The following is a 24,113-nucleotide window of genomic DNA, read 5'->3' on the forward strand; positions in this document are numbered from 1 at the left end:
GCGGGATGGGTGTCCTGACCGTGGGCATGCTCAGCACTCCCAACAAGCGCCAATTAAGAGGTCCCTTCATGGCTACCACGCTCCCCGGCGCGACGATCCCGCGCGACTCCACGCCAAACCGGGTGAGTTGAGTTGCCTCATTCGCCCAGTGGCGGCGCATACATCAAGCCACCTTGGGTCCACTGAGCGTTCAATCCGCGCTCGATGCGGAGCGGCGAGCCTTGGCCCAGGTGGCGCTCGTAGATTTCGCCGTAGTTGCCAACCTGCGTGACCACCCGCCAGCCCCACGCATCGCCCAAGCCCAAGCCCTGACCCAGGCCGGAGTTCACGCCCAGCAGCTTACGCACGTCCATGTCCTCTGAGGTTCTCATGTCCTGGGCGTTGGTGGCGGTGATGCCCTTCTCCTCCGCCAACACGGTGACCAGGAAGACCCAGCGGACGATGTCGAACCAGCGCCTGTCGTCGCTGCGGACCATTGGCCCAAGAGGCTCCTTGGAGAAAGTCTCAGGGAAGATAACGTATTTTTGGCTGTCCGAAGCCCCGTACAGGCGCTTGCCATGCAACCAGATCTGATCGTTGGTGATGAGGTCGCACTGGTGCGTGAAAAACGGGAACGTCCCTCCGGTAGCTGTGAGTGTTCGACGCACCACAAGTTGAGCGCCGGTTCGGGCGATCCAGGCCTCCAGGTTGTGGATGCTGGTTGTTTGCTCTCCGACACAAACGGATAAAGGGGGAGCCCCGGCGCGTTTCGCAAGATCACTGAGGCTTGCCACTCCCAGGGAGCGGTGGGCCATGAAGCTTTGTCCGTCATAGAGATACACCACCGGGAAACTGACGCCGAGGGTGGTGTCGCGCTGCAGCGTCCAGGTGTTCGCCCCCATGACCACATCGACCTCGCCTCGCCGCAGAACGGCGACGCGGTTTGCGGAGTCGGTTTCGATGAACTCCACATGGTCGGCGTTACCCGTGACAGCGGCGGCCAAGGCGCGACACATGTCGGTGTAGAACCCCTGCCATTGCCCGGTGGAGTCAATAGCGGACAGGCCGACGCCACTGGAGGTGAGGCCACAGCGCAGAATGCCTATATCGCGCACATGCTCGAGCGTGTCCGATCGCGCGGACGTGCCGGCGGTCAGGAGTACGCCAAGGAGCACGGCTGCCAAAGATCGGGCCAACCACATCACCTTCGCCTTTCGTGAGGTATTCGCCGACGGCGTCAGAATGGCCTCGCCGGGCAAGGTGTGGAAGCGCAGCGATGAGCGCCAGGACCGGCGCGATGCTCTGAAGCCATCGGCCGTACCCTTTGCTGACAGCGCGCCCACGTAAGAAAACGGCGGCCAGGGGGAGCGGCCGCCGTAGTTTGTCCATTTCAGTGTTCCCGGCGGGAACGGCGGCAGCATCACTAACCGCCACACCTCGTTCAACTTCCAATACGGAAAATCAGCTATGCCCACGCTTCGTAGCGCGGCGATCCCGCGCGACACCACGCTGCCCCGCGGCGTGCGCAACAACAACCCAGGCAACCTGCGCCATGGCGACGACTGGCACGGCCTGTCCACCACCCAGGGCGACGCGGCCTTCTGCCAGTTCGACGATCCGGTCTATGGGCTCCGCGCCCTGATGCGCGTCCTGCTGAACTACCGGCGGAAGGCGGACGGCCAGGGCAAGCGGATCGTCACCATCCGGCAGGCGATCAACCGTTGGGCCCCGCCGCAGGAGAACGACACCAGCGCGTATGTGAACACGGTGGCCCGTCGCCTTGGTGTGGATCCCGACGCGCCGGTGGACTGGGCCTATGCGGAGACGCTGATCGGCATGGCCCGCGCCATCGTCACGCATGAGAACGGCCGGGCGCCGCAGGGCTACCCCGCCGACTGGTACAGCCCTGAGCAATACGGCCATGCCGCCATGATGGCGCTCGGCCTGGTGGAGGCGTGACCTTCGAAATGCCTGCCGAAAGCATCACACCGTTTTTGTGACCGCCGCATCAAAGGAAGATGCGTAGTCCAAGGAATATAATGCTCCAGGACAGTAGGGGGCAGAGGACCCAGCCGAGCGAAAGACCAAAGCTGCTTAGTCGCTTACGCGGCACGTTGTAAGGATCGAGTTCTAGTGGGATCGCGTCCGTACCGCTTTCCGCCTGAGTAGAGCTGATGGACTCTGCGCTATCCAGCATCGAAGTCTCCGAAGCGGCCATCACGGTACTGGCAGCTTATAGCCAAACCTGACTGAACGTTCTTTGGGCGTTGAGGCTACTGCAAACGAGAGCAGCTGGAATTGCTCCAAAGCTCCCAACTCCTCCCCACACCACCAGCCGCCCGGCATCCGCCCGGCGGCTTTTCTCATGCCCGAAAGGAGGGCCCATGCTCCAACTCCTTCCCCTGCTGATGCCGATCATCCAGGACCTGATTGGCCGCATCCCCGACCCGCAGGCCCAGGCCAAGGCGGCCGCCGAGATGCAGACCAAGCTCATCGACGTGCTGTCGGCGAGCGACGCGGCGCAGCTGCAGGTGAACGCCACCGAGGCGGCCAACCCGTCCGTGTTCGTGTCCGGCTGGCGGCCGTTCGTCGGCTGGCTCTGTGCGATCGGCCTGGGCGTCCAGACCATCGCCTATCCTCTGGCCGGCTGGGCGCTGTCGGTCTACTCGCCCGGCACGCGTCTGCCGCAGATGGACACGGACACGCTGCTGGCTTTGCTGTTCCCCATGCTGGGCATCGGGGCGTACCGGACCATCGAGAAGGTCAAGGGGGTGGCGAAGTGAGCGCGCTTGGGATCGCCGCGGGCCTGATCGTCGGCTTCGCGGCTGGCATCGCCTTTATCATGCGGAAGGCGAGCGAGGCGGAGCGGCTTTATTCCAAGACGCGGCGGTGGCCGGGGCGGTAAGCTTCCCTGGGGCGAGAAGGGCATGTTGATCACTGCGGGGCCACGTCGCTCAGGTTCGCACTGCTAACTTGGCACGGTATTGCCGGCGGAAGCGGGCACCACGGCGGGATGGTCTCGAGGCATCAGGCATATCAATTCGAATGTGTCAGCGGTTTCGCAATGGCCTTCCAAGTTTCTTGGTTCCAGTATCGCTCTCTTAGGGGCCGTTTTCAGAACCCCGGCTGCACCTTGGCGCGAACGTTAGGTTGGTCTGTGGAGGCGCAGAGGTTGCTTTCCGTAACGTCCATATGCGCAAGAAGGACCGATCAGCGCCAATTGGAAGCGGAAAGTCCCCTTAGTTTCTGTGGCTTTCAGAGGGGCTGCCCGATAGCCTCTGTTCGTGGTTTCTGCTGAGCATTATTGCGGTGATGATCCGCTCGGAGGAAGATGCCATGAGCAGTCTCAATGCTCTAAGTCGGGTTAGTCACCGTAGTGCATTTATTGCTATATTGGCTTGTGTTCAGCCAGTTAACGATGTGGAGACGGAAGAAGTGCGGCAGTGTGGAGCCGTCGCATCTAAACAGGAAGCCATGCCAGATTTGAGCCGTCTTGTGCGGCGAAGCGGCCGGGAGGTTCATAACACCGGCAGGCTGATTAAAGGAATTTACTACGCGAACAGATTTGAAGAACAGAATAGTTTTGTTGCGTTCCATAATGCCTGCTATCAAATGCTATAAGAGAACCCGTTCCTCGTATTCAGCTTTAGCCGAAAGAAATACTATTTCGATTCTGATCGTAATGGGTGCGTTGATGAGGTGGGTGCGTTGCTCAATGCAGAGATTGACCCTGCCGACTTCTACGCGCGCCTGCCAGATGCGGCCACTTATTGCTACATCGATGGCCATCCCCTATAAGCACGAAAATTGCGGAGCGGATTGTCGAAAAGCCGCGCCGTTGGCCACGCACCTCCGCCCTGCCGGTTACCCTGCCAATCGCATGGGGAGGCTGGCATGGAGCCGAGGGTAATGGACTTGGTCGCGGGCGTCATTGACCAGATTGAGCGGGCAATCCCCACGAAGGGGCGACCTCCCATGCAAACCTGCACCGTCCTTGAGACGCTCCAATTCTTCCTGCGGGAGGGCGTGCAGTGGCGCGAACTCCGGGCCGCGCCGCACCGAGCGTCGGGATCAACGTTGCGCCGACGCCTAGTGGAGTGGAGCACGACAGCCGTCCTGCGCCGGGTCCATGCCGTGCTGATCCGTATGTGCGCTCCGCCCCTGAAGCCGCCACCCAGGCATGGGACATCGTTGTGGATAGTTGCTCGGTGCGCGCGAAACGGGGCGGCGCCTTGACCGGCCCGAACCCCACTGACCGCGGCAAGCCGGGAACCAAGTACCACGTGGTCGTTTCGACGGACGGGCTTCCGCTAGCGGCGTTGCCCTCCGCGGCCAACGTGCATGACACCCGGCTCTTCCCCGACCTGCTCCGGTTGGCCATGGTGGTCTGCGCCAGGATCGCGCGCCTGTATGCGGACGCCGGATACGACAGCGCCGACAACCGATGGCTCTGCCTGCGTGAAGGCATCCAACCCATCATCCGCAGGATCGGCCAGCCGCACGGCTCCGGCCTCGGCCAGGTCCGCTGTATCGTCGAGCACGCCAATGCTTGGTTGCTCAACAACAAACGCCTGGATCGCCGCCATGACAGGAAGGGCGCCATCGTCGATGCGCTGCTCACAGCAGCCTGCATATTTGTGGTCGCGGCTCGCCTCGTGGAGTTCTGAAAACGGCCCCTTAGGCAACGCTAGGAGGGCGCACATGGAAACGCCTAAGACTGATCCTACCCGTGACGCCGATGAACTCGAGCGGCGGAAGTTTCTGGCCACGTGCGGCAAGTTCGCGGTGGTCACATTGCCCGCGGTCACCACGTTGTTGTCAACGTCATTGACCTCCCACGCCATTACCAAGTCTCACGGTGGGCGTGGGTCGAATGCCAACAACGGCGGCGGCAATGGCGGCGGCGACGGTATTCCTGGAGGCTCCGGGAAAAACCACAACGACATCGGCGGCTGACCCCAACAGCCGGCTGCCACGACGCGCTCGGTTCCAGGCGACGGAATGGTGGCCGATCAATAGGAGAGCCGCGCCTCCAGTGTGCGGCTCTTCATCGGTCTCTGCCAGGATGTCTATAGCCGCCGAATTAAACGGAAAGCATGCAGGTTATGCTGAGGCCTTACCGGATGTTCCGCGCCGGCGTCGAAGCTCCTCAAAGGAAAAGCCCGCTACGGGGGTTGCCAAGGCGGGCTTAAGAGTATGGGCGGGGGTATCGTGACTTTCCAGCGCTTCGGGTGCGAATGGGTTCCATTGCACCGCACAATGCGACGGACTCGCTGTGGACAGAACCCGCTGACGTGCCGAGCTTGCTGTTTTCATTTCTGTCATTGAGCCAACTTCAGCAGTTTACGGTATCGGGTAGACGACCGCTCTCCGGGGCGGCCATTATCAATTCTGAGGGATGCAACTGCTAAGCGGAATAACTGTTTAAGGACAAGCGCGCGTTTCAGTAGGTGAACCAAGCCAGCTCGCGCGCCTTCAGGGTGCCGACATGCGTCGATCAAATTGGATGGCTTTCGACATCAGGCGAGGATTACGCTACGCTGCCGAAGGCGTTTTCCCAATTTTCCTAATCGCTCTCGCAGCCATGTTTTTCTTGCTGTTTGCCTTTGGTCGAAGCTCGCCGGACCGACCGCAGAATAGCAGGTCTATGATTATGAGTCCCACCCACCACCGTTGACCTCTGTGGTGGCTCAACAGAAGGCAGACGCGATTGCGGCGTCCAGCCGGGGAGACTGAACGCCGCAACACCGATACCTTGTTTGCTGCTTTGTAGGATGATGGTTGCGTTCCCCATTGTGGTGGCAAACCAAACTGCGCTGTAACTGCGCTGTAACTGCGCTGTGGGCGCAGTTTATCAACAGGCTAACGACGTCGCTGTGTGCTCGCGCAGCCGACATACCGCGCTCGGGTAGGTCAATTCTGCCATGTGGCGGACCGGAAAAGCCCGCCGCGACGGGAAGAGGACGGCGGGCCTGAGTTCATTGACACCGGTCTCTGCCATTGGGGACCGAGCGAACTCTACTGATCGCGGGGGGATCAGGCCAGCGAGCATGCGGAGTGCCGCAGTGCAGCCGTGGCCCCAAATAGGAAGCCCGCCGTCCGGATGGAGGGGCGGCGGGCGAGTGGTCTACTCGTGGTCTACTATTGCGGTAAGAGCGTCCAATTAAGGACGCAGCAACTTTACAGCGTAGTATTACTCGGTCTAGTGGGAATGGGGGTGGGTATAGTCCCGCCGCAGCCTCTCAAAGGAAAGCCCGCCGAGGTAATGGCCGAGGGGCTGGCCCTCAGGGCGGTGCCGCCGCACGGACCGCGCATCGGCGCGTTCCTCCGGCGATGTTCCGTTGTTCATCCTTCGTTCACTGTCGCTGCCGATCATGGCAGTGTGAGCGTGTGGAGGAGCGTGCATGGGCGAGCGGCAGACCGACGACGAACAGCGGCCCGTTCCGATGACCTCGAACGCCGACGAGGGCGACTGCGGCGCCCCGATCCTGTACCTGGAAGGCTGGTGCGCCTCCTGCGCCCAAACCGTCCACGTGCACATGGGCTTGGACGCCCGGCCCTGCCGATGCGGAGCGTCCCTGGTCGACATCCTCGGCGATGGCCAGCGGTGGAGGAGGGCCGGGGCGGCGCGCGACCTGGGCGCCATCCTGGGACGCAGGCCGGAAGAAGCTCGCCGCGACGGGACTCGCATTGTCGGATGGTTCGCCGGCGGAAGGCGCGTTGCCGATTCGCGATGGAGCGGCGGTGGGTGGCGGATGCTCGGCGCCGACGGCTGGGAGCGGGTGGAGGGCGAGCTGCTGGCGTGGCTGCCGTGCACGCTGGAGGCCGAGTCGGAGGAGCTGGCGTGAGCACCAAGCGCTTCGACTGCCTCGGGCGGCTCTCCTATCACGGCGTGCTGATCCCACTGAAATGCACTGCCTGCGGTCGCTTCGCGGAGGTGAAGCCGGGCGACCTCATCTTGCGCTTCGGCTGGGCGGCCGAGCCCGAGTCGATCCCGTGGCGGTGCTCGAAGTGTGGCGCACACCGGCGCGCGATCCTGGTCGGTAGGGCGGCGCGGATGGCGCGATAACTTGGTGCTGGGAATGAACATGACGAGAACCACGGGGCGTCGTCGACTTGCTGAATCGCGCGCCGCTGCCGAACGAATTTCGAATGGCTGTCGGATGCAGTGAGCTAGTGCTTTGATCCAGAATGGTAATATTTCAGTCGGCCATGTTCTCGAACCATTGGTCGAACTCGTGGCCGCAGGAGCAACGCAGGGCGTAGACGATCATCGCGAAGGTTTCCTGACCGGTGAGGACAACGGGATAAAGACCGCGCCACGCCCTCCCTCGCGATGATGTGGGTCAAGTCATCGGTGCGCCATCATCGGTGTGTGGTCACGCCGACCTGCCGGCACATGGACAGCAGCAGGCAGGTGGAGCAGCGCGGGCGTTCGCCCGTGCAGATCCACTTTCCGAAGGGCACCAGCCGCTCGTTGATCTCCACCCAATAGGGGCGGGGTAGCGCCTCCATCAGCGCGACCATGGTGCGTTCCGGCGTCGGGGCCGCGACATAGCCCCAGCGGTTGGTGATCCGGTGCACATGCACGTCCACGGCCACCGCGGGTATGCCGAAGCCGACCGCCAGCGTCAGGGCGGCGATCTTCGGGCCGACTCCGCGGAAGGCCATCAGGCGGTCCGGCGTGTCGGGCACCTCGCCGCCATGCTCCACGACGATGCGGCGTGACAGCGCCAGGATGTCGCGCGCCTTCGGCTCCGGAAAGGTGGCGCCGTTCAGCAGGCGCACCAATTCCGCCTCGCTGAGCGCGGCCATCTCCTGTGGCGTCCGGGCGACGGCGAACAGGCGCTCGCACACGGCCATGGTCGTCTCGTCCCGCGTGCGGGCGGAGATCAGGCTGCCGACCAGCTGCTCGAACGGGTTGCCGTAGCCGCGGTCCCGCAGGGCGAACATCGCCGCCTTTGGCAGGTCGGCGACGGCGACGCGCAGGCGGCGGAACGCCTCGTCGATGTCGAACGGCTCCTTGTCGGCGGTCACCTTGTCGGCCGTCACGATGATCGGACGCGGAGGCACGGGGCGCGGGGGCATGGTCGGGCCGGAATGCAATGAAATCCTGCCCTTCGAAACACCGCGGCGGGCCTCCTTGCTCCAAGCCTCTTTCCAACGGACAACGGGTGTTTTACATTAGAGTAAACTAATTAACCGCCGGAGGCGTTATGGTTCAGGATTGGCCGCAGATGACCGTGGAGATGTCGGCCGCGGTGCGCACCCTGCGCGGCGGGGCACCCGACGTGATGAAGGGGTTCTCCGCCATCGCCAAGGCGGCACTGGAGACGAAGGCGCTCGATACCAAGACGAAGGAGCTGATCGCGCTCGCCATCGGCGTGGCCGCCCGCTGCGACGCCTGCGTCGCCTTCCACGCCCAGGCAGCGGTGCAGAACGGCGCCACCCGGGAGGAGGTGATGGAGACGCTGGGCATGGCGATCTACATGGGCGCCGGGCCGTCGGTGATGTACGCCGCCATGGCGGCGGAGGCCTTCGACCAGTTCGCCGAGCAGAAGGTCGGGTAACGGCTACCCGGCGCTGGAGAACAGCGGGCGGCGCAGGCGGTCGGCGGCAATGTCGGCGCGCAGGCCGTCCGCGTCCAGCGCGCGGACGCGCTCCAGCTCCGCCTTGTTGGCCGCGATGAAGGGGTTCTGGTCGGTGGAGTTATCCGGCCGAGCGTGCTCCAGGTGATAGAGTGGGCCGGGCACCCGCTCCACCCCCAAGCCGAGCCGGCGCAACCGCTCCACGATCTCGTCGTCCTCGAAACCCCAGGAGACGAAATTCTCGTTGTAGCCGCCGGCCTCCAGCAGGGTCGCGCGGTCGAAGAAGGCGCCCCCGCCCGGCGAATTGCGGTGCATCAGGGGAAAGCGCGGGCACAGCGCGTTGAGCGGGGCCGCCGACAGGGTGTGGCCGAAGCGGTGCACCTCCCGCCCCATCACCCAGAAGAACAGGCCGTTGTAGGGGAAGGCCATGGCCGCCCCCCTCATCACCGCGTCACGGGCCAGCGCGTACTGCACCGGGTCCACGACGATGTCCGTGTCGTGCAGCGCGACGATGGGCGTCTCCACCGCCTCCGCCATGCGGTTGATCAGGTGGGCCTTGTGGGTGAAGGGGGTGTCGTTGCCGGTCAGGTGCAGGTGGCGGCAGCGGGCGGCGAGGTCCTGCCCCAGCGCGTCGCCCACATCGCTCGGGCCCGCCTTGTCCTCGCCCACAAGGATGGTCGTGTCGCCGTGCTTCAGGAGGAAGGAGACAATCCAGCGCAGGTTGCGCTTGCGGTCCTCGCTGTCGGCGCGGAAGGGAATCAGAAAGGTCACGTCGCGCAGGTCCAGCCGGCCGTCCGCGCCGCGCCCGTCGAGGACCCCGCGGCGCGCCGCGAAGGCCGCGGCCTGCGTGGCTTGCCGGTCCCGCGCGGCGCGGTCGGCGGGGTCGAGCGCCAGGGCCATGTCGTAGAAATCCACCGCGGCGCCGGGGCGGCCCAGGTCGGCCTCGATGTCGCCCTTCTGCCGCCAGCCGGGGGCGAAATGCGGGTGGCGGACCAGCAGCGGCCCGAGCACGTCCAGCGCCTCCCCGATGCGGCCGATGGCCTGGAGCGCTTCGCTGAGGTGGTATTCGGCGTCGGGGAAGTCCGCCCTACGCTCCAGCGCCCGGCGGTAGCTGGCGATCGCCTCCTCCGTCCGCAGGGTGACGTGCAGCAGGGCGCCGAGGTTGAAATGCGCGTCGGCGTCGGTGCCGTCCAGGGCTATGGCGCGCGCAATCAGCTCCAGCCCCGCCGCCGCGTCACCCTCCAGCGCGATCAGCAGGCCGAGACGGTGCAGCGCCTCCGCGTTGTCGGGGTCGGCATCCCGGATGCGGCCGTAAAGGATGCGCGCCTCGACCCGCCGGCCGGCCTTGAGGTGATCGAGCGCGGCGTCGAGCGCTTCCTGGATGGTCGCCATGCGGTCAGGTCCGTACGCGGGTATGCCCTGAAGGGACGAAGAAGGGGTGATTCCACTTTGACACGACACCCCCGGAGGGGAAATCATCCGGACCACGATAACGCCCTAGGGAAACGTCCGACAATGAACGACGACATCAACAGCAAGAATGGTTCCACGGGAGGACTCACCCGCCGCCAGTTCGGCACCGCCGCGGCCGCTGTCGGCGCGCTGGCCGCCTTCGGCCGGGCGCCCGCGTTCGCGCAGGGCACCACGCTGAAAGTGGGCGTTCTGCTGCCGCGCTCCGGCCTGCTGGCCCAGGCCGGCCAAGCCTGCCAGCGCGGCGCGGAGATCGCGCCGGCCATCCTGGGCGAGCTGGGCTACAAGGTCGAGATCCTGTCGGCCGACACCGAATCGAACGTGGACGTCGCCCGTTCCCGCGCGGAGAAGCTGATCAACGACGGGGCCAATGTCATCGTCGGCGCCTTCGACAGCGGCCAGACCGCCGCCGCCGCCCAGGTGTGCGAGCAGCGCGGCATCCCGTTGGTCATGAACATCGCCGCCGCCGACCGGCTGACCGAGCAGGGCTACAAGACCGTCTTCCGCAACTTCCCGACCTCCACCATGCTCATCACCAATGGGCTGGCGCTGATGAAGGACCTGTTCGCGGCCACCGGCACCACGCCGAAGACGGCAGTGTTCCTGCACGCCAACGACACCTTCGGCATGGCGAACCGTCAGGCGATGGACGCCTTCTTCCCGAAGCTGGACATGCCCTTCACCATCGTCGATTCGATCTCCTACGACCCGAAGGCGCAGGATCTGTCGGTGGAGGTCGCCAAGGCCAAGGGCACGGGCGCCGAGCTGGCGATCGTCACCACCCGCGCCAACGACGCCATCATGATGGTGCGCGAGATGGTCAAGCAGCGGTGGGAGCCCAAGGGCATCGTCTCCCCCGGCTCGCCCGGCCTGTATGACGAGCAGTTCTACAAGGTGCTGGGCAAGTACGCCGACTACGCCATCACCAACCTGCCCTGGTACGACCCCAAGGCCGAACTGACCAAGCGCGTCGAGGCCGCGTTCAAGAAGCAGTATCCGAACGACCGGTTCGAGGGCTACGCCTTCAACGTCGCCTTCACGCTGGAAGCGATCCTGGTCGCCGCCGACGCCTTCAAGCGCGCCGGGACGGCGGAGCCGGCCGCCATGCTGGCGGCGCTGCGCCAGACCAACCTGAAGGACAAGATGATGGTCGGCCCGGCGATCACCTTCGACGAGAAGGGCCAGAACACGCAGCTGATCTCCGCCTGCGTGCAGAACCGCAACCTGCGCCCGACGGTGGTCCTGCCCAAGGCCTCGGCCGAGATGGACCCGGTCTTCCCGGCGCCGGGCTGGGGCAAGCGGGGGTAAGTACGCTTCCGAGTTCCCTCTCCCCCCTGGGGAGAGGGGTAGGGTGAGGGGGCGCTCGCAGGGCGTTCAGGTCCTGCAATGAGGTGGCTTTTCCGGCCTGCGGCCGCCCCCTCATCCCAACCCTTCTCCCCAGGGGGGAGAGGGGCTTCAGGCCGTCTGTGCCTCCAGCGCGTAGGCGAGCAGGCGTTCCACCGAGGCGCGGCGGTCGCCGACGGCGGCGAAGCGGGCACGGGCCTCGGCCGACTGGCTGGTGTGCAACGCGTCATCGGTGGCGAGCGCTGCGGCGCGCTCCAGGAAGGCCGCGTCGTCGGCCACCTGGAAGGCGCTGCTGACCACCCGGCCCACGTCGCCGGTCGGGTGGGTGACCACCGGAAGCCCCTCGGCCAGGGCGAAGGCCGCGCTGCCGCCTCCGCCCTGGCGGCGCGGATTCAGGTAGGCGGTGGCGAGGCGGTACAGCGCCCGCACATCGGCCACGTCGCCGAGCGACCGGGCGCGGCCGGCGTTGCGCAGGGCCAAGAGGCGGTCCGGCAGTGAATCGACCTTTCCGGCGAAGGCGACCTGCGCGTCGGGCAGGCGGTCAAGGAGATCGTCGACCAGGGCCAGGAAATCCGCCCCGACCTCCTGGTCCAGGCGGTTGCCGACGGTGACGAACAGCGGGCGGCCTTCAGCAAGGCCGAAATCGGTCCGGGTCTGGGCGCCGCCGCCCGGCGGCAGGGTCCAGCCGAAGGCGTAGGGACGGAAGCGGGCCGCGAGGTCGGCGGGCCATCCGTCCGTGCCGTCGCCCTCGTCATAGCCCAGGATCAGGCGGCCGAGCGTCAGCGGCAGGCCGGAGGAGGTCGGCAGGCAGATCACCGGCCGCGCACCCGCGAACAGGTCGGCGATCACGTTGGAACTGCCGAAGGCGACGATCACGTCCGGGTCCCAGGCATCGACGCGGTCGACGATGGCCTGCAGCTTCTCCTCGTCGAACCGCTTCTGCGGGAAGGAGATCATGGGCACCCGCGCCCCGAAGGCGGCGATGGTCTGTTCGCCCTGATAGTCCTCGGTGACGTTGTAGGAATATTCGGGGACGAAGCCGTTCTCGCCGGTGATCGCCATGGCGTTGGGGTTGATGATGACCACCTCGCGCCCGAACTCGTCCTGCAGGCGGCGGGCGTAGTCGAAGGCGTCGGCGGTCGGCTGGTGCCCTTCGCCCAGCATCTGGTTGGTGATCAGCGCGACGCGCTTGATCTCGCCGCGCGGCTGCGCGCGCCGCATGCGGCCGGCGAGGCGGAAGCGACGGATCGTCTCCTCCACCATCAGGCGGTAGAAGCGCATCAGGTCGTCGGAGGTGAAGCGGCCGACGTCGCCCGTGCGCACCGCGCCCTGGAACATCTGCATCGCCATGCCCCAGAACGCGTAGTGGATCGAGGGGATGGAAAAGTGCATCGGCTCCGCCAGCACGGCGCGGGTCAGCGCTTCGTAATGGGCGAGGTCGCCGGACAGCAGGAACAGCAGGGACCGGCGCCGCATCACGTCGCCCATGGCGTAACCGGCGTCCACCTCCGCCGCGGCCGCGCGCCGGGTCTCGTCGTCGTAGCGGCGGATCAGGCCGGCCAGCGAGTTGACGTTGCTCCAACCCTCGCCCTGGTTGGTCAGCAGGGTCAGCGCGCGGGCGAAGCTCAGCGCCGCCTCGCGGGTGCGGCCGGCGGCGTGCAGCGCGTGGCCCAGGTTGGCGTGCAGCAGGGGGGACGTCTGGTCGCCGGCCACGGCCTGCCCGATCAGGTCCGCCGCCTCCGCCGGACGCCCGCCCTGAAGCGCGATCACACCCAGCAGGTGCAGCGCGTCCGGATGGCCGGGCGACGACGCCAGCACCTCGCGGTAGAGGCGCTCGGCCTCCGCGGTGCGGCCGGCGCGGTGGTGTTCGGTCGCGACGGTCAGCGTCTGTTCGATGGTGTCCATGGCTGGGCGTTCCTGCTTCTTATCCCTGACGTCATATTTACGCGGTTTTAGGAGAGTTGCGCTCAACTTTTCCCATGCGGCGCATCGCGACATTCTTGAGGCATCCGGCGCGGACGGCAACCCTGGCGATTGCGCTCGCGATTCTTTTGCCCTCCCGGCTTTCGGCGCAGGTCCCGGACACCCCGGGCGCCGGCCTGTCCGCCGCGGCAACGCAGCGGATCATCATCAGTTTGAAGGAGCGGCGGCTCTCCCTGCTGGAAAATGGGCGGGAGGTGCGCTCCTACCCTGTCGCCATCGGGCGGCCCGGCGTGGCGATCCCGCTCGGCGACACGACGGTGGTGCGCAAGCGCCGCAACCCGACCTGGCATCCCACCGCCAACCAGCGCCGCGCCAAGCCGTCGCTGCCGCTGGAGGTGCCGCCGGGGCCGGCCAACCCGCTGGGCCGCCACGCGCTCGACCTCGGCTGGAACGCCATCGCCATCCACGGCACGAACGAGCCGGGTTCCATCGGCCGACGGGTCAGCAGCGGCTGCTTCCGCATGCTGCCCGCCGACGTGGAGGCGCTGTTCGCCGTGGTGGAGGTGGGGACTCCGGTCCGAGTCGTGGCCGGGGAGGCGCCGGGGCCTGCGCCGGGACCTGCGATCGTGCCGACCGTGGTGGCGAAGCGTGCGGAGCCGCCGCCCGCGCCACGGCCGGCGGTGGCGGCGCTCCCGGTGTCCCTGCCAATGGCCCCCGCGCCGACGCCGGCCCCGTCGCCGGTGCCATCGCTGGTCGTTCCCGACCCGCGCTGCGCCACCGTGACCGCGCCGTTGCGCCGGATGATCTGCGCCACGCCGGAACTGGCGGCGCTGGACGGGCGGGCGCGCGGCCTTCAGGAACGCTTTCTGTCCGGCCTGCCACCGGAACGCCGCGAGGCGGCGTCCTACGCCTTGGTCCAGGACGACCGCCGCTTCGACGACCGCGTCACCGCGCTCTGCTGGGTCCGCAAGGGAACGGAAGACGACCCGGCGGTCGCCGCCGCCGCCCGGAATTGCCTGCGCAACGCCCTGGATGGCCGCGTGGAGGACGTGACGCGGCGGGTGGCGGAGTTGGGGCGGTTGCTCCCACCCTAACCCTTCCCCGCTTCGCAGGGGAGGGAACTGCCGCTGGCTCCGCAAACAGGCCCTCCCCTGCGAAGCGGAGGAGGGAGGGACCTGCGAAGCAGGAGGGTGGGGGCGTCGGCGATCGCTACCGCAGCTTTTGACCTCATTGCGCTTGCCACGAATACGTAGGGCTGCTACGCCGCTGACGCTCAGCCACCGGTCGTACCTCGCATGACGTTCGATTATTACCTGAACATCGCCGTGTCCGGCGTCCTGACCGGCCTGGTCTACGGGCTGGCGGCGCTTGGGCTGTCGGTCATCTTCGGCGTCGTGCGCGTCGTCAACTTCGCGCATGGCGAGATGATGGTCGCCGGCATGTACGGCGCCGTGCTGCTGTCCGGCTTTCTCGGGCTCGACCCGATCCTGGCGGCGCCCATCGTCGCGGCGGTGCTGTTCGGCTTCGGCTGGCTGCTCCAGCGCGGGCTGGTCAACCGCTTCGTCGAGCGGCCGGAGCACATGCAGTTCATCCTGCTGCTGGGCATCGCCACCATCATCCTGAACGCCATGCTGATGCTGTTCGGGCCGGATTCGCGCAACGTCCAGGTGCCCTACGGCTTCGACACGGTGGAGCTTGGGCCGCTGCTGCTGGACGCCGTGCGGCTGCGCGCCGGGGCCGGGGCCATCGTGGTGGCCGCGGCCTTGTTCGCCTTCTTCCGATTCAGCCGCACCGGCAAGGCCATCCGCGCCTGCGCCGACAACCCGCTGGGCGCCCGCGTGGTGGGGCTGAACATCGACGGGCTCTACGCGCTGACCTTCGGCATCGGGGCGGGTGTGGTCGGCATCGCGGGGGCGCTCATGACCCTGCTGGTCGACGCCCGGCCGCAACTGGCGCCGGAATACACGCTGCTGAGCTTCATCATCGTCATCGTCGGCGGCCTCGGCAGCCTGCCGGGCGCGCTGTTCGGCGGCGTGCTGATCGGCCTGTCGGAGGCGATGGCCGGCTTCCTGCTGGCGCCGTCGCTCAAGTCCCTCTTCAGCTATGTGGTGCTGATCGTGGTGTTGCTGCTGCGCCCGCAGGGCCTGTTGGGGAAGCGGTCGTGACGCGCCGCGGGATCGTCCTGCTCGCCCTGCTGGGCGTGGTCCTTCTGGCCGCACCGCTGTTCGCCGACCGTTACGTCGTGTCGGTGCTGACCACGGTGCTGTGGTTCGCCTATGTCGGGCAGGCCTGGAACGTGATGATGGGCTTCTCCGGCCTGCTGTCGCTGGGCCACGCGCTCTATGTGGGCTTGGGCGCCTACGCGAGCGCCGCGCTGTTCGTGCATTTCGGCATCGGACCGTGGCTCGGACTGTGGGTCGCCATGCTGGCGGCGACGTTGGCCGGGTGCTTCATCGGCTTCCTGGGCTTCCGCTTCGGCGTGCGCGGCGTGCATTTCGCGCTGCTGACCATCGCCTTCGCCGAGGTGGCGCGCATTGGCTTCGATCACCTGCAATGGTTCGGCGGGTCGGGCGGCTTCTTCATCCCGGTGGCGGGCGACGCCGGCAACGACCTGTTGAACCTGCGCGGCTCGCCGACGCTGTTCTACTACGTCATCCTGGCGCTGGTGGCCGGCGCGCTCGCCCTGTCGCGGCGCCTGCTGCACAGCCGGCTCGGCTACCAGTGGCTGGCCGTGCGCGAGGAGCCGGAGGCGGCGGAGGCCGTGGGCGTGGACCTGTTCCGCGCGCGCATCACGGCGGTGGCCGTGTCGTCGGCCCTGACGGCGCTGGGCGGGGTGTTCCAGGCCTTCTACTTCAACAACCTGTTCCCGGAGCAGGTCTTCTCCATGGGCCGATCCATCGAGATCATCCTGCCGGCCATCGTCGGCGGCATCGGCACGCTGATCGGCCCGATCCTGGGCGCCTTCATCCTGACGCCGCTGGGCGAGTTGCTGACCTTCCTGATCGAGGTGTCGGGCCTCGACCTGCCGGGCCTGAAGCAGCTGTTCTACGGCGTGGCGCTGGTGGTCATCGTGGTGTACCGGCCGGACGGCGTGTGGCCGTGGCTGGCGCGCCGCCTGGGCCTTGTGCGCCAGCCGGGGGAGGACGCGTGATGGTGCCCCTTCTCGACGTGCAGAACCTCTCCAAGCGGTTCCGGGGGCTGAAGGCCGTTTCCAACGTCGGCTTCGCCGTGCCGGAGGGGAAGATCGTCGCGCTGATCGGGCCGAACGGTGCCGGCAAGACGACCACCTTCAATCTGATCGCCGGCGTCTTCCCGCCCGACGAGGGGCGCGTGCGGCTGAAGGGGGAGACGATCACCGGCCTGAAGCCGAACCGCGTCTGCGCCGCCGGCATTGGCCGCACTTTCCAGATCGTCAAGCCGTTCGGGCAGCTGTCGGTGGAGGAGAACGTCATCGTCGGCGCGCTCGCCCGTGAATCCTCGGTCGAGGCGGCCCGGCGGCAGGCGCGGACGGTCCTGGAGCGGTTGGGGCTCGCCGACCAGGCGGCCCGCCCGGCGCGCAGCCTGACGCTGCCCGACCGCAAGCGGCTGGAGGTCGCCCGCGCGCTGGCCACCCGGCCGACGCTGCTCCTGCTGGACGAAGTGCTGGCCGGCCTCCGCCCGACGGAGGTGGACCGCATGGTCGAGGTGCTGCGCGACCTGAACCGGCGCGAGGGCCTGACCATCCTGATGATCGAGCATGTGATGCGCGCGGTCATGGCGCTGTCCGACCAAGTCGTCGTGCTGGACCATGGCGAGAAGATCGCCGACGGCTCGCCCGCGGAAGTCGTGGCGGATCCGCGCGTGGTCGAATCCTACCTGGGTGCTGAGGATTTGTAGGCGCATTATCCCCCGGCGCAACGTTCCATTAATGTTTGTGGGGCCATCATTCATTCTTACATACGAATAGCGTCCGGCATTTCAACGTCCGGGCGAACAAGGGGCCGGAAAGGCTCCGTTCGTGGAGGAACGCATGAAGGCACTCTCGGGGTTCTTCGGCCGTCTCAGGATCGGGCAACGGTTGACCATCGGCTTCGCCGCCGTGATCGCCGTGTTGCTGGTCACCGTCGGCATCGGACTGACGATGACCAGCAACGGCAAGACGATCAGCCGCTTCGTCGCCGACGTGCGCATGCCTACGGCGCTGGCCGGGCAGGGGATCGTCGCGGCGGTCACCGCGACCAACGGCGCCATGCAGGGCTATCTGCTGACCAACCGCGAGGATCTGAAGCAGGAACGCAATCAGGCGTGGGAGCGCATCGACGCCTTGCGGCAGGAGTTGGACGCGCTGTCCACACACTGGACCGACGCGCTGGTGATCAAGGCCTGGGCGGAGGTGAAGCCGCTGCTTGACGACCTGCGCCGCGACCAGGACATGGCCGAATCGCTGGGCACCATCGGCGACCAGATGGGCGCGCTGAACTCCCTCAACGATGACGCCATCCCGCGCGCCAACAAGGTCATGCGGCTGCTGGTCGGCGATGCGAAAGCCGGCGTGGCGGGGGCCGGGGCGGCGGCGACGGACGGGATGATTCCGCGCCAGCGCGCGCTGCTCCAGGCCGACACCGACGGCATGATCGCGGCGGCGAACCGGCTGGTGGTCGTCCAGGGCGTGTTGCTGACGCTGGGGCTGCTGATCGCCGTCGCGGCGGTGCTGCTGACGTCGCGCTCCATCGTGCGGCCGCTGTCGGCCATGACGGAAGCGATGCGCCGGTTGGCCGGGGGCGACGACGGCGTGGCCATCCCGGCGACCGGCCGCGGCGATGAGCTGGGGCTGATGGCCAAGGCCGTGCTGGTCTTCCGGGACAACATGATAGCCGCGCGAGAGGCCGCGGCGCGCGAGGAGGCGGAGCGGGACACCCGCGCCCGCCGCGCGCAGGCGATTGAAGAGCTGACCGGCCGCTTCGACCGCGAGGCCGGCGCGGCGCTGGGATCGGTCTCCTCCGCGGCGGTGCAGATGCGGGCGACGGCCAGCCAGCTCGCCGCGACGGCGGAGCAGACCTCGCGCCAGTCGGTCACCGTCGCCAGCGCGTCGGAACAGGCCAGGGCCAACGTGCAGACCGTCGCCACCGCCACCGACGAGCTGGCGGCCTCCGTCGAGGAGATCGGGCGCCAGGTTGCCACCAGCACCGCCATCGCCGGGGAGGCGGTGGAGAAGGCCGAACGCGCCGACCACGCCATGCGCGGCCTCGCCAACGCCTCGGCGGAGATCGTCGCGGTCATCGACCTGATCACCCAGGTGGCCTCGCAGACTCGCCTGCTGGCACTGAACGCAACCATCGAGGCCGCGCGGGCGGGCGAGATGGGCAAGGGCTTTGCCGTGGTGGCCGCGGAGGTGAAGGCGCTGGCCGACCAGACCACCCGTGCGACGGACGAAATCGCGGCGAAGATCGCCTCGGTCCGGTCCGAGACGGACGGGGCCGTTGCCTGCATCGGCGACGTCATGGGGACCATCGACCGCATCAACGAGGTGGCCGGCGCCATCGCCGCGGCGGTGGAGCAGCAGCAGGCGGCGACGCGCGAGATCGCCCGCAACATCCAGCAGGCGGCGACGGGAACGCAGGAGGTCTCCGACACCATCGCCGACGTCAACCGCGCGGCCAGCGAGACGGGCTCGGCGGCGCGCGACGTGCTGGGCGCCGCTGGCACGCTGTCCGATCAGGCCGACGCCCTGCGCAGCAAGGTGGAGGTGTTCCTGTCCGCCGTCCGCGCGGCATGACGAACAATTCTCACCACCAAGGCACCAAGACACCAAGGTGCACCGTGCTGACATGAGCGCCGACGGCGATCGACGTCAAACCATGGCGGGAATTCTTGGTGCCTTGGTGTCTTGGTGGTGAAATCGTCTCGTCAGCTCACCACGCGCCAGCTGCCGTCGGATTGGCGGCAGGCGGTGCCGAAGCCCTGCTGCAGTTGGCCGCCGACGGAGATGGTGGTCTGGAATTCCCGGCACAGTTCGCCATAGGGGCCGGTGCCGTCTCGGGTCGGGGTGTAGCTGCCCCAGTTTCCGTTCTGCGGGTTGTTCCAGCGGACCGTGCTGCCGGTCGGCGCCGCGTAGGCTTGGCCGGCCGCCTGCTGGGCGTAGGCCGCGTCGGCGCGGTCGAGCGACTGGCCGGCGGCGTTGCCGATGGCGGCGCCCAGCAGCGTGCCGACGCCGACCGCCACCAGCTTGCCCGTGCCGCCGCCGAAGCGGGAGCCGGCGAGGCCACCGACCACGCCGCCCAGCAGCGTCCCAGCCGTCGCCTTCCCGCCGCCGAAGGTGCTCTCACCGCCATAGCCGGCGTTGCCGTAACCGGAAGGGCTGGCGCAGCCGGCCAGCAGGCCCATGGACAACACCACCGCAACCAACGGCTTGGCCTTCATGACTGGTCTCTCCGACAGGGTGGCGGGATCATACCGCCCAAGGTTTCGCTTCGTGTCGATGAACATGGCTGCCCCGCGAACTATTCCGTCCGCGTGACGGTTTGGGGCGTTACCCCTATCATGGAAAAAATGGCCGCGCCAAAGGCGGCTGACAAGAACATGTTGGGAGGAGTGCCATGCTGCCGAAGGCGGACAGCTACGACGCGCTGCGCGACCGTTTCGCGTGGGTGGTTCCGGACCGTTACAACATTGGCGTGGACGTCTGCGACAAGTGGGCCGACCGCGATCCGGAGCGACTCGCCCTGATTCACAAGCGCCGCGACGGCGCGGTCGAGAATTACAGCTTCGCCGACCTGCGCCGGCTGTCGAACCGGCTCGCCAACGCGCTGGCCGCCCAGGGGGTGGTCCGCGGCGACCGGATCGGCATCCTGCTGCCCCAGGCGCCGGAGACGGCGATCACCCACATCGCGGCCTACAAGATGGGCTGCATCGCCGTGCCGCTGTTCTCCCTGTTCGGGGTGGAGGCGCTGGAATACCGCCTCGGCAACTGCGGGGCCAAGGTGGTCGTGACCGACGCGGTCGGGGCCGCGAAGATCGCCCAGATCCGCGACCGGCTGCCGGAACTGGCGCTCGTCCTGCGCATCGATGGCGCCGCCGAGGGTGAGGAGGACTGGCACAGGCTGGTCGACGCGGCGGCGGCGGATTTCACGCCCGTCGATACGGCGGCGGACGATCCGGCGGTGATCATCTACACCTCCGGCACCACCGGTCAGCCGAAGGGGGCGCTGCACGCGCACCGCGTGCTGCTCGGCCACCTGCCGGGGGTGGAGATCTCCCACGACCTGTTCCCGCAGGCCGGCGACCGCATCTGGACGCCGGCCGACTGGGCCTGGATCGGCGGGCTGCTCGACGTGCTGCTGCCGGCGCTGCACCATGGCGTGACGGTGGTGTCCCACCGCTTCGAGAAGTTCGACGGGGAGGAGGCCTTCCGCCTGATCGCCGACTTCGGCGTGCGCAACGCCTTCCTGCCGCCGACCGCGCTGAAGATGATGCGCGCGGTGAAGGACCCGCAGGCGCGCTGGAGCTACAGCATGCGCTCCGTCGCCAGCGGCGGCGAGACGCTGGGGGCGGAGCTGCTGGACTGGGGCCGCCAGACCTTCGGCGTGACGATCAACGAGTTCTACGGCCAGACCGAGTGCAACATGATCGTGTCGTCCTGCGCCGCGGTCATGGAACCCAAGCCCGGCATCATGGGCCGGCCGGTGCCCGGCCACGACGTCGCGGTGATCGACGAGTCCGGCCAGCGGCTCGGCCCCGGCCAGCTCGGCCTGATCGCCGTGCACCGGCCGGACCCGGTGATGTTCCTGCAATACTGGAACAACCCGCAGGCCACCGCCGCGAAGTTCGTTGGTGAGGGGGGCGACTGGCTGGTCACCGGCGACCAAGGCGAGTTGGATGCGGACGGCTACATCCGCTTCGTCGGGCGTGACGACGACGTCATCACCTCGGCCGGCTACCGCATCGGCCCCGGCGAGATCGAGGATTGCCTGATCGGCCATCCCGCCGTCCGCATGGCTGCCGTGGTCGGCGTGCCCGACCCGCTGCGCACGGAGATCGTGAAGGCCTTCATCGTGCTCCAGGACGGCGTGCGGCCGAGTGACGAGTTGGCGGCCGAAATCCAGGCGCATGTGAAGACGCGGCTTGCCGCCCACGAATACCCGCGTGCGGTGGAGTTCGTGGACAGCCTGCCCATGACCACGACCGGCAAGATCATCCGCCGTGAGCTGCGTTCCAGGGGGTGATCGTCCGCACGCAAAAGCCGTTCGGTTCCGGCGGCGCCTGCGCTAAGGTGCCGCTCCTTTCCACCGGCCGCCGTGCGTTCCCATGCTGACTGTCACCGACCTCGACCTCTTCTACGGCGACGCCCAGGCGCTCGACGGCGTGTCCATCACGGTGGCGGAGGGCACCACCACCGCCATCGTCGGTGCCAACGGGGCTGGTAAGACCTCGCTGATCCGCACCATCTCCGGCATCCTGAAGCCGGCGCGGGGGCGGATCACCTTCAAGGGCAAGGACATCGCCGGCCTGCCCAGCCACATCGTCTGCGACCTCGGGCTGGGGCAGGTGGCGGAGGGGCGGCAGATCTTCCCGACGCTGAGCATCCGCGAGAACCTGGAGATGGGCGCCGTCATCCCGCGCGCCCGCGCCGGGGCGAAGGACACGTTCGAGCGCGTGCTGGCTCTGTTCCCGCGCCTGAAGGAACGGCTGGAGCAGGCGGCGGGCACGCTGTCGGGCGGCGAGCAACAGATGCTGGCCATCGGGCGCTGCCTGATGGGCAAGCCCGAGCTGATCATGTTCGACGAGCCGTCGCTCGGCCTGTCCCCCGCCATGGTGCACGAGCTGTTCCGCACCATCCGCAACCTGGCGGCCGACGGCATGACGATCATCCTGGTCGAGCAGAACGTCGCCGCGTCGCTGAAGCTCGCCCAGCAGGCCTATGTGCTGGAGAACGGCCGCGTCGTGCTGTCCGGCACGGGCGAGCAGCTGCTGGCCGATCCCGCGGTGAAGCAGGCGTATCTGGGGCTGTAAACGGCGTTACTACCGCCCCAGCAAATCGTGGTGTTCGCGGTGGCGGTGGACCCAGTTGGCGGCGTAGCTGCAAATCGGCACCACGGTCAACCCCTCCGCGCGGGCGATCGCCATGACGCCTTCCATCAGCCGCCCGGCGGCGCCCGTGCCGCGCAGCGACGGCGGCGCCTCCACGTAGGGGATGTACAGGGTCGACCCGTTGCGCCGGTAGTTGGCGAACACGATCTTGCCGTCCACATCCAGCTCGTAACGGCTCTTGGCCGGATTGTCCTTCACGGGTGTGCTCATGGTCCTTCCAACAGGCAAGGGGCCCGGATGGTTCACGAGCCCGGCGCCCGCGGCGCGCTCCAGCCGCGCCACACGCTGACGACCCGCAGCAGGAAGCCGGCCAGCGCCGCGGCGATGGCGACCGGCGTGCGCGGAAGGCCCAGCTCCGCGCCGGCGATGACGATGACGGCGGCAAGCAGGGCGGCCATGGCGTAAATCTCCTCCCGCAGGACGCGCGGCACCTCCGCGACCAGCACATCGCGCACCACGCCGCCGCCGCAGGCGGTCAGCACGCCCAGCAGCACGGCGGGCACCGGCGTAAGCCCGTAGGTCAGCGCCTTGCCGCAGCCGGCCACCGCGAACAGACCCAGCCCCGCCGCGTCCAGCACCATCACCGGCTTCACAAGGCGGTTGATCTGCGGGTGGAAGAAGAAGGCGACCAAGCCCGACAGCAGCGCCGCGATCAGGTAGCGGTCGTCGCGCAGGGACGCCGGTGGGACGGCGCCGATCATCAGGTCGCGCAACAGGCCGCCGGCCAGCGCGGTCACCATAGAGAGGACAATCACGCCGAAGATGTCCAACTGGCGCCGCACCGCCATCGTTCCCCCCGTCAGGCCGAAGATGAAGACGCCCGTCAGGTCCATGGCGAGCAGGAGGGAGGAGATGTCGGTCATGATCCGGCACGGAAATGGTGGGTGGCGGTGGTGCGCCATCATAGGCGTTTGTTGCGCAAATTGGAACAGACATGCCGCGCCAGCGGTGATTGTTGTTTGATCCCGACAGGAGCACATTTGCCTTCAGAAACGAGGGCGCAGTGCCCTGAACGGTTACCAAGGAGGACGGACATGATCACGGTTCGCAATCGCGACGAACGGGGTGCGGTCAACATCGGCTGGCTGAACAGCAAGCACACCTTCTCCTTCGGGCATTACTACGACCCGGCGAACATGGGTTTCCGTGCGCTGCGGGTGATCAACGAGGACCGGGTGATCCCCGGTGCCGGCTTCCCGACGCACGGCCACGCCGACATGGAGATCATCTCCTACGTCCTGGACGGTGCCCTGGAGCACAAGGACACGCTGGGCACCAGCTCGGTCATCCGGCCGGGCGAAGTGCAGCGGATGAGCGCCGGTTCCGGCATCCGCCACAGCGAGTACAACGCCTCGAAGAAGGACCCGGTGCACTTCCTGCAGATCTGGATCCTGCCGGGCGAGGAGGGCATGAAGCCCGGCTATGAGCAGAAGGCCTTCCCGGCCGAGGAGAAGCAGGGCCGCCTGCGCCTCGTCGGCTCCCAGGACGGGCGCGACGGCAGCGTGACGATCCACCAGGACGTGGATCTCTACGCCACGCTGCTGAAGGACGGCGACGAGGTTACGCACGAACTGCGCGCCGGCCGCTACGCCTGGGTCCAGGTCGCCCGCGGGCAGGTCAGCCTGAACGGCCAGCTGCTGAAGGAAGGCGACGGCGCCGCGGTCCGCGACGAGACCGCGCTGACCCTGGTGGGCCAGACCGACGCCGAGGTGCTGGTGTTCGATCTGGCGTAACGCTTGTTGG

At 67.4% G+C, this 24,113-nt stretch carries 25 protein-coding genes; 18 read left to right on the top strand and 7 right to left on the bottom strand.

The window, feature by feature from the left end:
- Positions 1-137: 137 nt before the first annotated feature.
- The gene (locus M2351_RS36860) at positions 138-1,400 is read right to left on the bottom strand and encodes an amino acid ABC transporter substrate-binding protein (protein WP_264660950.1); all 1,263 of its coding nucleotides are present in this window, start codon (positions 1,398-1,400) and stop codon (positions 138-140) included.
- A 46-nt stretch (positions 1,401-1,446) separates the two neighbouring features.
- Between M2351_RS36860 and M2351_RS36865 the strand changes: the two genes are divergently transcribed.
- The 8 genes from M2351_RS36865 to M2351_RS36900 all read left to right on the top strand — a co-directional run bounded on the left by M2351_RS36865 (position 1,447) and on the right by M2351_RS36900 (position 7,048).
- Positions 1,447-1,938, top strand: a complete 492-nt coding sequence (locus M2351_RS36865) for a structural protein (protein WP_264660951.1) — start codon at positions 1,447-1,449, stop codon at positions 1,936-1,938.
- A gap of 425 nt (positions 1,939-2,363) precedes the next feature.
- A complete protein-coding gene (locus M2351_RS36870; protein ID WP_264660952.1) occupies positions 2,364-2,762 on the top strand; it encodes a holin family protein in 399 nt (132 codons plus the stop codon).
- A complete protein-coding gene (locus M2351_RS36875; RefSeq protein WP_264660953.1) occupies positions 2,759-2,884 on the top strand; it encodes a hypothetical protein in 126 nt (41 codons plus the stop codon). The genes M2351_RS36870 and M2351_RS36875 overlap by 4 nt, the downstream gene beginning before the upstream one ends.
- 431 nt (positions 2,885-3,315) lie before the next feature.
- On the top strand, positions 3,316-3,600 hold the full coding sequence (locus tag M2351_RS36880; RefSeq protein ID WP_264660954.1) for a hypothetical protein: 285 nt from the start codon (positions 3,316-3,318) through the stop codon (positions 3,598-3,600).
- A 572-nt stretch (positions 3,601-4,172) separates the two neighbouring features.
- Entirely contained in the window at positions 4,173-4,646 is a 474-nt protein-coding gene (locus M2351_RS36885; RefSeq protein WP_264662410.1) for a transposase, read from the top strand.
- A gap of 34 nt (positions 4,647-4,680) precedes the next feature.
- Entirely contained in the window at positions 4,681-4,935 is a 255-nt protein-coding gene (locus M2351_RS36890) for a hypothetical protein (protein ID WP_264660955.1), read from the top strand.
- A gap of 1,448 nt (positions 4,936-6,383) precedes the next feature.
- Positions 6,384-6,827 carry a hypothetical protein gene (locus tag M2351_RS36895; protein WP_264660956.1) on the top strand — a complete coding sequence of 148 codons (444 nt, stop codon included), beginning with the start codon at positions 6,384-6,386 and terminating at the stop codon, positions 6,825-6,827.
- Positions 6,824-7,048 carry a hypothetical protein gene (locus M2351_RS36900; RefSeq protein ID WP_264660957.1) on the top strand — a complete coding sequence of 75 codons (225 nt, stop codon included), beginning with the start codon at positions 6,824-6,826 and terminating at the stop codon, positions 7,046-7,048. Before M2351_RS36895 ends, M2351_RS36900 begins: the two co-directional genes overlap by 4 nt.
- A 296-nt stretch (positions 7,049-7,344) precedes the next feature.
- Here the strand turns inward: M2351_RS36900 and M2351_RS36905 are convergent, their stop codons facing one another.
- Positions 7,345-8,031 (bottom strand): endonuclease III domain-containing protein, encoded by a 687-nt coding sequence (locus M2351_RS36905; RefSeq protein ID WP_264660958.1) that lies wholly within the window; start codon positions 8,029-8,031, stop codon positions 7,345-7,347.
- 164 nt (positions 8,032-8,195) lie between these two features.
- Between M2351_RS36905 and M2351_RS36910 the strand changes: the two genes are divergently transcribed.
- Positions 8,196-8,549, top strand: coding sequence for a carboxymuconolactone decarboxylase family protein (locus M2351_RS36910; RefSeq protein ID WP_264660959.1), 354 nt, complete (start codon positions 8,196-8,198; stop codon positions 8,547-8,549).
- A 3-nt stretch (positions 8,550-8,552) separates the two neighbouring features.
- Here M2351_RS36910 and M2351_RS36915 read toward each other — a convergent pair whose 3' ends face one another.
- Positions 8,553-9,959, bottom strand: a complete 1,407-nt coding sequence (locus tag M2351_RS36915; protein ID WP_264660960.1) for a tetratricopeptide repeat protein — start codon at positions 9,957-9,959, stop codon at positions 8,553-8,555.
- A gap of 123 nt (positions 9,960-10,082) precedes the next feature.
- On the opposite strand from M2351_RS36915, the gene M2351_RS36920 reads away from it, so the two are divergent.
- Entirely contained in the window at positions 10,083-11,345 is a 1,263-nt protein-coding gene (locus tag M2351_RS36920; RefSeq protein ID WP_264660961.1) for an ABC transporter substrate-binding protein, read from the top strand.
- A 147-nt stretch (positions 11,346-11,492) separates the two neighbouring features.
- Here the strand turns inward: M2351_RS36920 and M2351_RS36925 are convergent, their stop codons facing one another.
- A complete protein-coding gene (locus tag M2351_RS36925; protein ID WP_264660962.1) occupies positions 11,493-13,286 on the bottom strand; it encodes a tetratricopeptide repeat protein in 1,794 nt (597 codons plus the stop codon).
- 146 nt (positions 13,287-13,432) lie between these two features.
- On the opposite strand from M2351_RS36925, the gene M2351_RS36930 reads away from it, so the two are divergent.
- The 5 genes from M2351_RS36930 (at position 13,433) to M2351_RS36950 (ending at position 19,059) form a co-directional block, all read left to right on the top strand.
- Positions 13,433-14,398, top strand: a complete 966-nt coding sequence (locus M2351_RS36930; protein ID WP_264660963.1) for a L,D-transpeptidase — start codon at positions 13,433-13,435, stop codon at positions 14,396-14,398.
- 201 nt (positions 14,399-14,599) lie between these two features.
- Positions 14,600-15,469, top strand: a complete 870-nt coding sequence (locus tag M2351_RS36935) for a branched-chain amino acid ABC transporter permease (RefSeq protein WP_264660964.1) — start codon at positions 14,600-14,602, stop codon at positions 15,467-15,469.
- A complete protein-coding gene (locus tag M2351_RS36940; protein WP_264660965.1) occupies positions 15,466-16,455 on the top strand; it encodes a branched-chain amino acid ABC transporter permease in 990 nt (329 codons plus the stop codon). The genes M2351_RS36935 and M2351_RS36940 overlap by 4 nt, the downstream gene beginning before the upstream one ends.
- Entirely contained in the window at positions 16,455-17,180 is a 726-nt protein-coding gene (locus M2351_RS36945; RefSeq protein ID WP_264660966.1) for an ABC transporter ATP-binding protein, read from the top strand. Before M2351_RS36940 ends, M2351_RS36945 begins: the two co-directional genes overlap by 1 nt.
- A gap of 133 nt (positions 17,181-17,313) precedes the next feature.
- Positions 17,314-19,059: a methyl-accepting chemotaxis protein gene (locus M2351_RS36950; protein ID WP_264660967.1), complete on the top strand. Its 1,746-nt coding sequence runs from the start codon at positions 17,314-17,316 to the stop codon at positions 19,057-19,059.
- Between the two features lie 131 nt (positions 19,060-19,190).
- On the opposite strand, the gene M2351_RS36955 is transcribed toward M2351_RS36950, so the two are convergent.
- The gene (locus tag M2351_RS36955; RefSeq protein ID WP_264660968.1) at positions 19,191-19,703 is read right to left on the bottom strand and encodes an RT0821/Lpp0805 family surface protein; all 513 of its coding nucleotides are present in this window, start codon (positions 19,701-19,703) and stop codon (positions 19,191-19,193) included.
- A 176-nt stretch (positions 19,704-19,879) separates the two neighbouring features.
- On the opposite strand from M2351_RS36955, the gene M2351_RS36960 reads away from it, so the two are divergent.
- Both M2351_RS36960 and M2351_RS36965 read left to right on the top strand, forming a co-directional pair.
- A complete protein-coding gene (locus M2351_RS36960) occupies positions 19,880-21,505 on the top strand; it encodes an AMP-binding protein (protein WP_264660969.1) in 1,626 nt (541 codons plus the stop codon).
- Positions 21,506-21,587: 82 nt separating this feature from the next.
- Positions 21,588-22,292, top strand: coding sequence for an ABC transporter ATP-binding protein (locus tag M2351_RS36965; protein WP_264660970.1), 705 nt, complete (start codon positions 21,588-21,590; stop codon positions 22,290-22,292).
- A 9-nt stretch (positions 22,293-22,301) separates the two neighbouring features.
- On the opposite strand, the gene M2351_RS36970 is transcribed toward M2351_RS36965, so the two are convergent.
- The gene (locus M2351_RS36970) at positions 22,302-22,580 is read right to left on the bottom strand and encodes a GNAT family N-acetyltransferase (protein WP_264660971.1); all 279 of its coding nucleotides are present in this window, start codon (positions 22,578-22,580) and stop codon (positions 22,302-22,304) included.
- A 32-nt stretch (positions 22,581-22,612) separates the two neighbouring features.
- Positions 22,613-23,233, bottom strand: coding sequence for a trimeric intracellular cation channel family protein (locus M2351_RS36975; RefSeq protein ID WP_264660972.1), 621 nt, complete (start codon positions 23,231-23,233; stop codon positions 22,613-22,615).
- A 171-nt stretch (positions 23,234-23,404) separates the two neighbouring features.
- On the opposite strand from M2351_RS36975, the gene M2351_RS36980 reads away from it, so the two are divergent.
- Positions 23,405-24,103, top strand: coding sequence for a pirin family protein (locus M2351_RS36980; RefSeq protein ID WP_264660973.1), 699 nt, complete (start codon positions 23,405-23,407; stop codon positions 24,101-24,103).
- Positions 24,104-24,113 lie beyond the last annotated feature (10 nt).

Origin of the sequence: Azospirillum canadense (assembly GCF_025961225.1) — a bacterium.
Taxonomy (GTDB): Bacteria; Pseudomonadota; Alphaproteobacteria; order Azospirillales; family Azospirillaceae; genus Azospirillum; species Azospirillum canadense.

Excerpts from the sequence above, each read along its gene's own strand:
- M2351_RS36965 (WP_264660970.1), top strand. The coding sequence starts at position 21,588 with ATGCTGACTGTCACCGACCTCGACCTCTTCTACGGCGACGCCCAGGCG.
- M2351_RS36860 (WP_264660950.1), bottom strand. The coding sequence starts at position 1,400 with ATGCTGCCGCCGTTCCCGCCGGGAACACTGAAATGGACAAACTACGGC.
- M2351_RS36925 (WP_264660962.1), bottom strand. The coding sequence starts at position 13,286 with ATGGACACCATCGAACAGACGCTGACCGTCGCGACCGAACACCACCGC.
- M2351_RS36975 (WP_264660972.1), bottom strand. The coding sequence starts at position 23,233 with ATGACCGACATCTCCTCCCTCCTGCTCGCCATGGACCTGACGGGCGTC.
- M2351_RS36880 (WP_264660954.1), top strand. The coding sequence starts at position 3,316 with ATGAGCAGTCTCAATGCTCTAAGTCGGGTTAGTCACCGTAGTGCATTT.
- M2351_RS36890 (WP_264660955.1), top strand. The coding sequence starts at position 4,681 with ATGGAAACGCCTAAGACTGATCCTACCCGTGACGCCGATGAACTCGAG.
- M2351_RS36960 (WP_264660969.1), top strand. The coding sequence starts at position 19,880 with ATGCTGCCGAAGGCGGACAGCTACGACGCGCTGCGCGACCGTTTCGCG.
- M2351_RS36945 (WP_264660966.1), top strand. The coding sequence starts at position 16,455 with ATGGTGCCCCTTCTCGACGTGCAGAACCTCTCCAAGCGGTTCCGGGGG.
- M2351_RS36870 (WP_264660952.1), top strand. The coding sequence starts at position 2,364 with ATGCTCCAACTCCTTCCCCTGCTGATGCCGATCATCCAGGACCTGATT.
- M2351_RS36895 (WP_264660956.1), top strand. The coding sequence starts at position 6,384 with ATGGGCGAGCGGCAGACCGACGACGAACAGCGGCCCGTTCCGATGACC.
- M2351_RS36915 (WP_264660960.1), bottom strand. The coding sequence starts at position 9,959 with ATGGCGACCATCCAGGAAGCGCTCGACGCCGCGCTCGATCACCTCAAG.
- M2351_RS36980 (WP_264660973.1), top strand. The coding sequence starts at position 23,405 with ATGATCACGGTTCGCAATCGCGACGAACGGGGTGCGGTCAACATCGGC.
- M2351_RS36955 (WP_264660968.1), bottom strand. The coding sequence starts at position 19,703 with ATGAAGGCCAAGCCGTTGGTTGCGGTGGTGTTGTCCATGGGCCTGCTG.
- M2351_RS36910 (WP_264660959.1), top strand. The coding sequence starts at position 8,196 with ATGGTTCAGGATTGGCCGCAGATGACCGTGGAGATGTCGGCCGCGGTG.
- M2351_RS36970 (WP_264660971.1), bottom strand. The coding sequence starts at position 22,580 with ATGAGCACACCCGTGAAGGACAATCCGGCCAAGAGCCGTTACGAGCTG.
- M2351_RS36920 (WP_264660961.1), top strand. The coding sequence starts at position 10,083 with ATGAACGACGACATCAACAGCAAGAATGGTTCCACGGGAGGACTCACC.
- M2351_RS36935 (WP_264660964.1), top strand. The coding sequence starts at position 14,600 with ATGACGTTCGATTATTACCTGAACATCGCCGTGTCCGGCGTCCTGACC.
- M2351_RS36865 (WP_264660951.1), top strand. The coding sequence starts at position 1,447 with ATGCCCACGCTTCGTAGCGCGGCGATCCCGCGCGACACCACGCTGCCC.
- M2351_RS36950 (WP_264660967.1), top strand. The coding sequence starts at position 17,314 with ATGAAGGCACTCTCGGGGTTCTTCGGCCGTCTCAGGATCGGGCAACGG.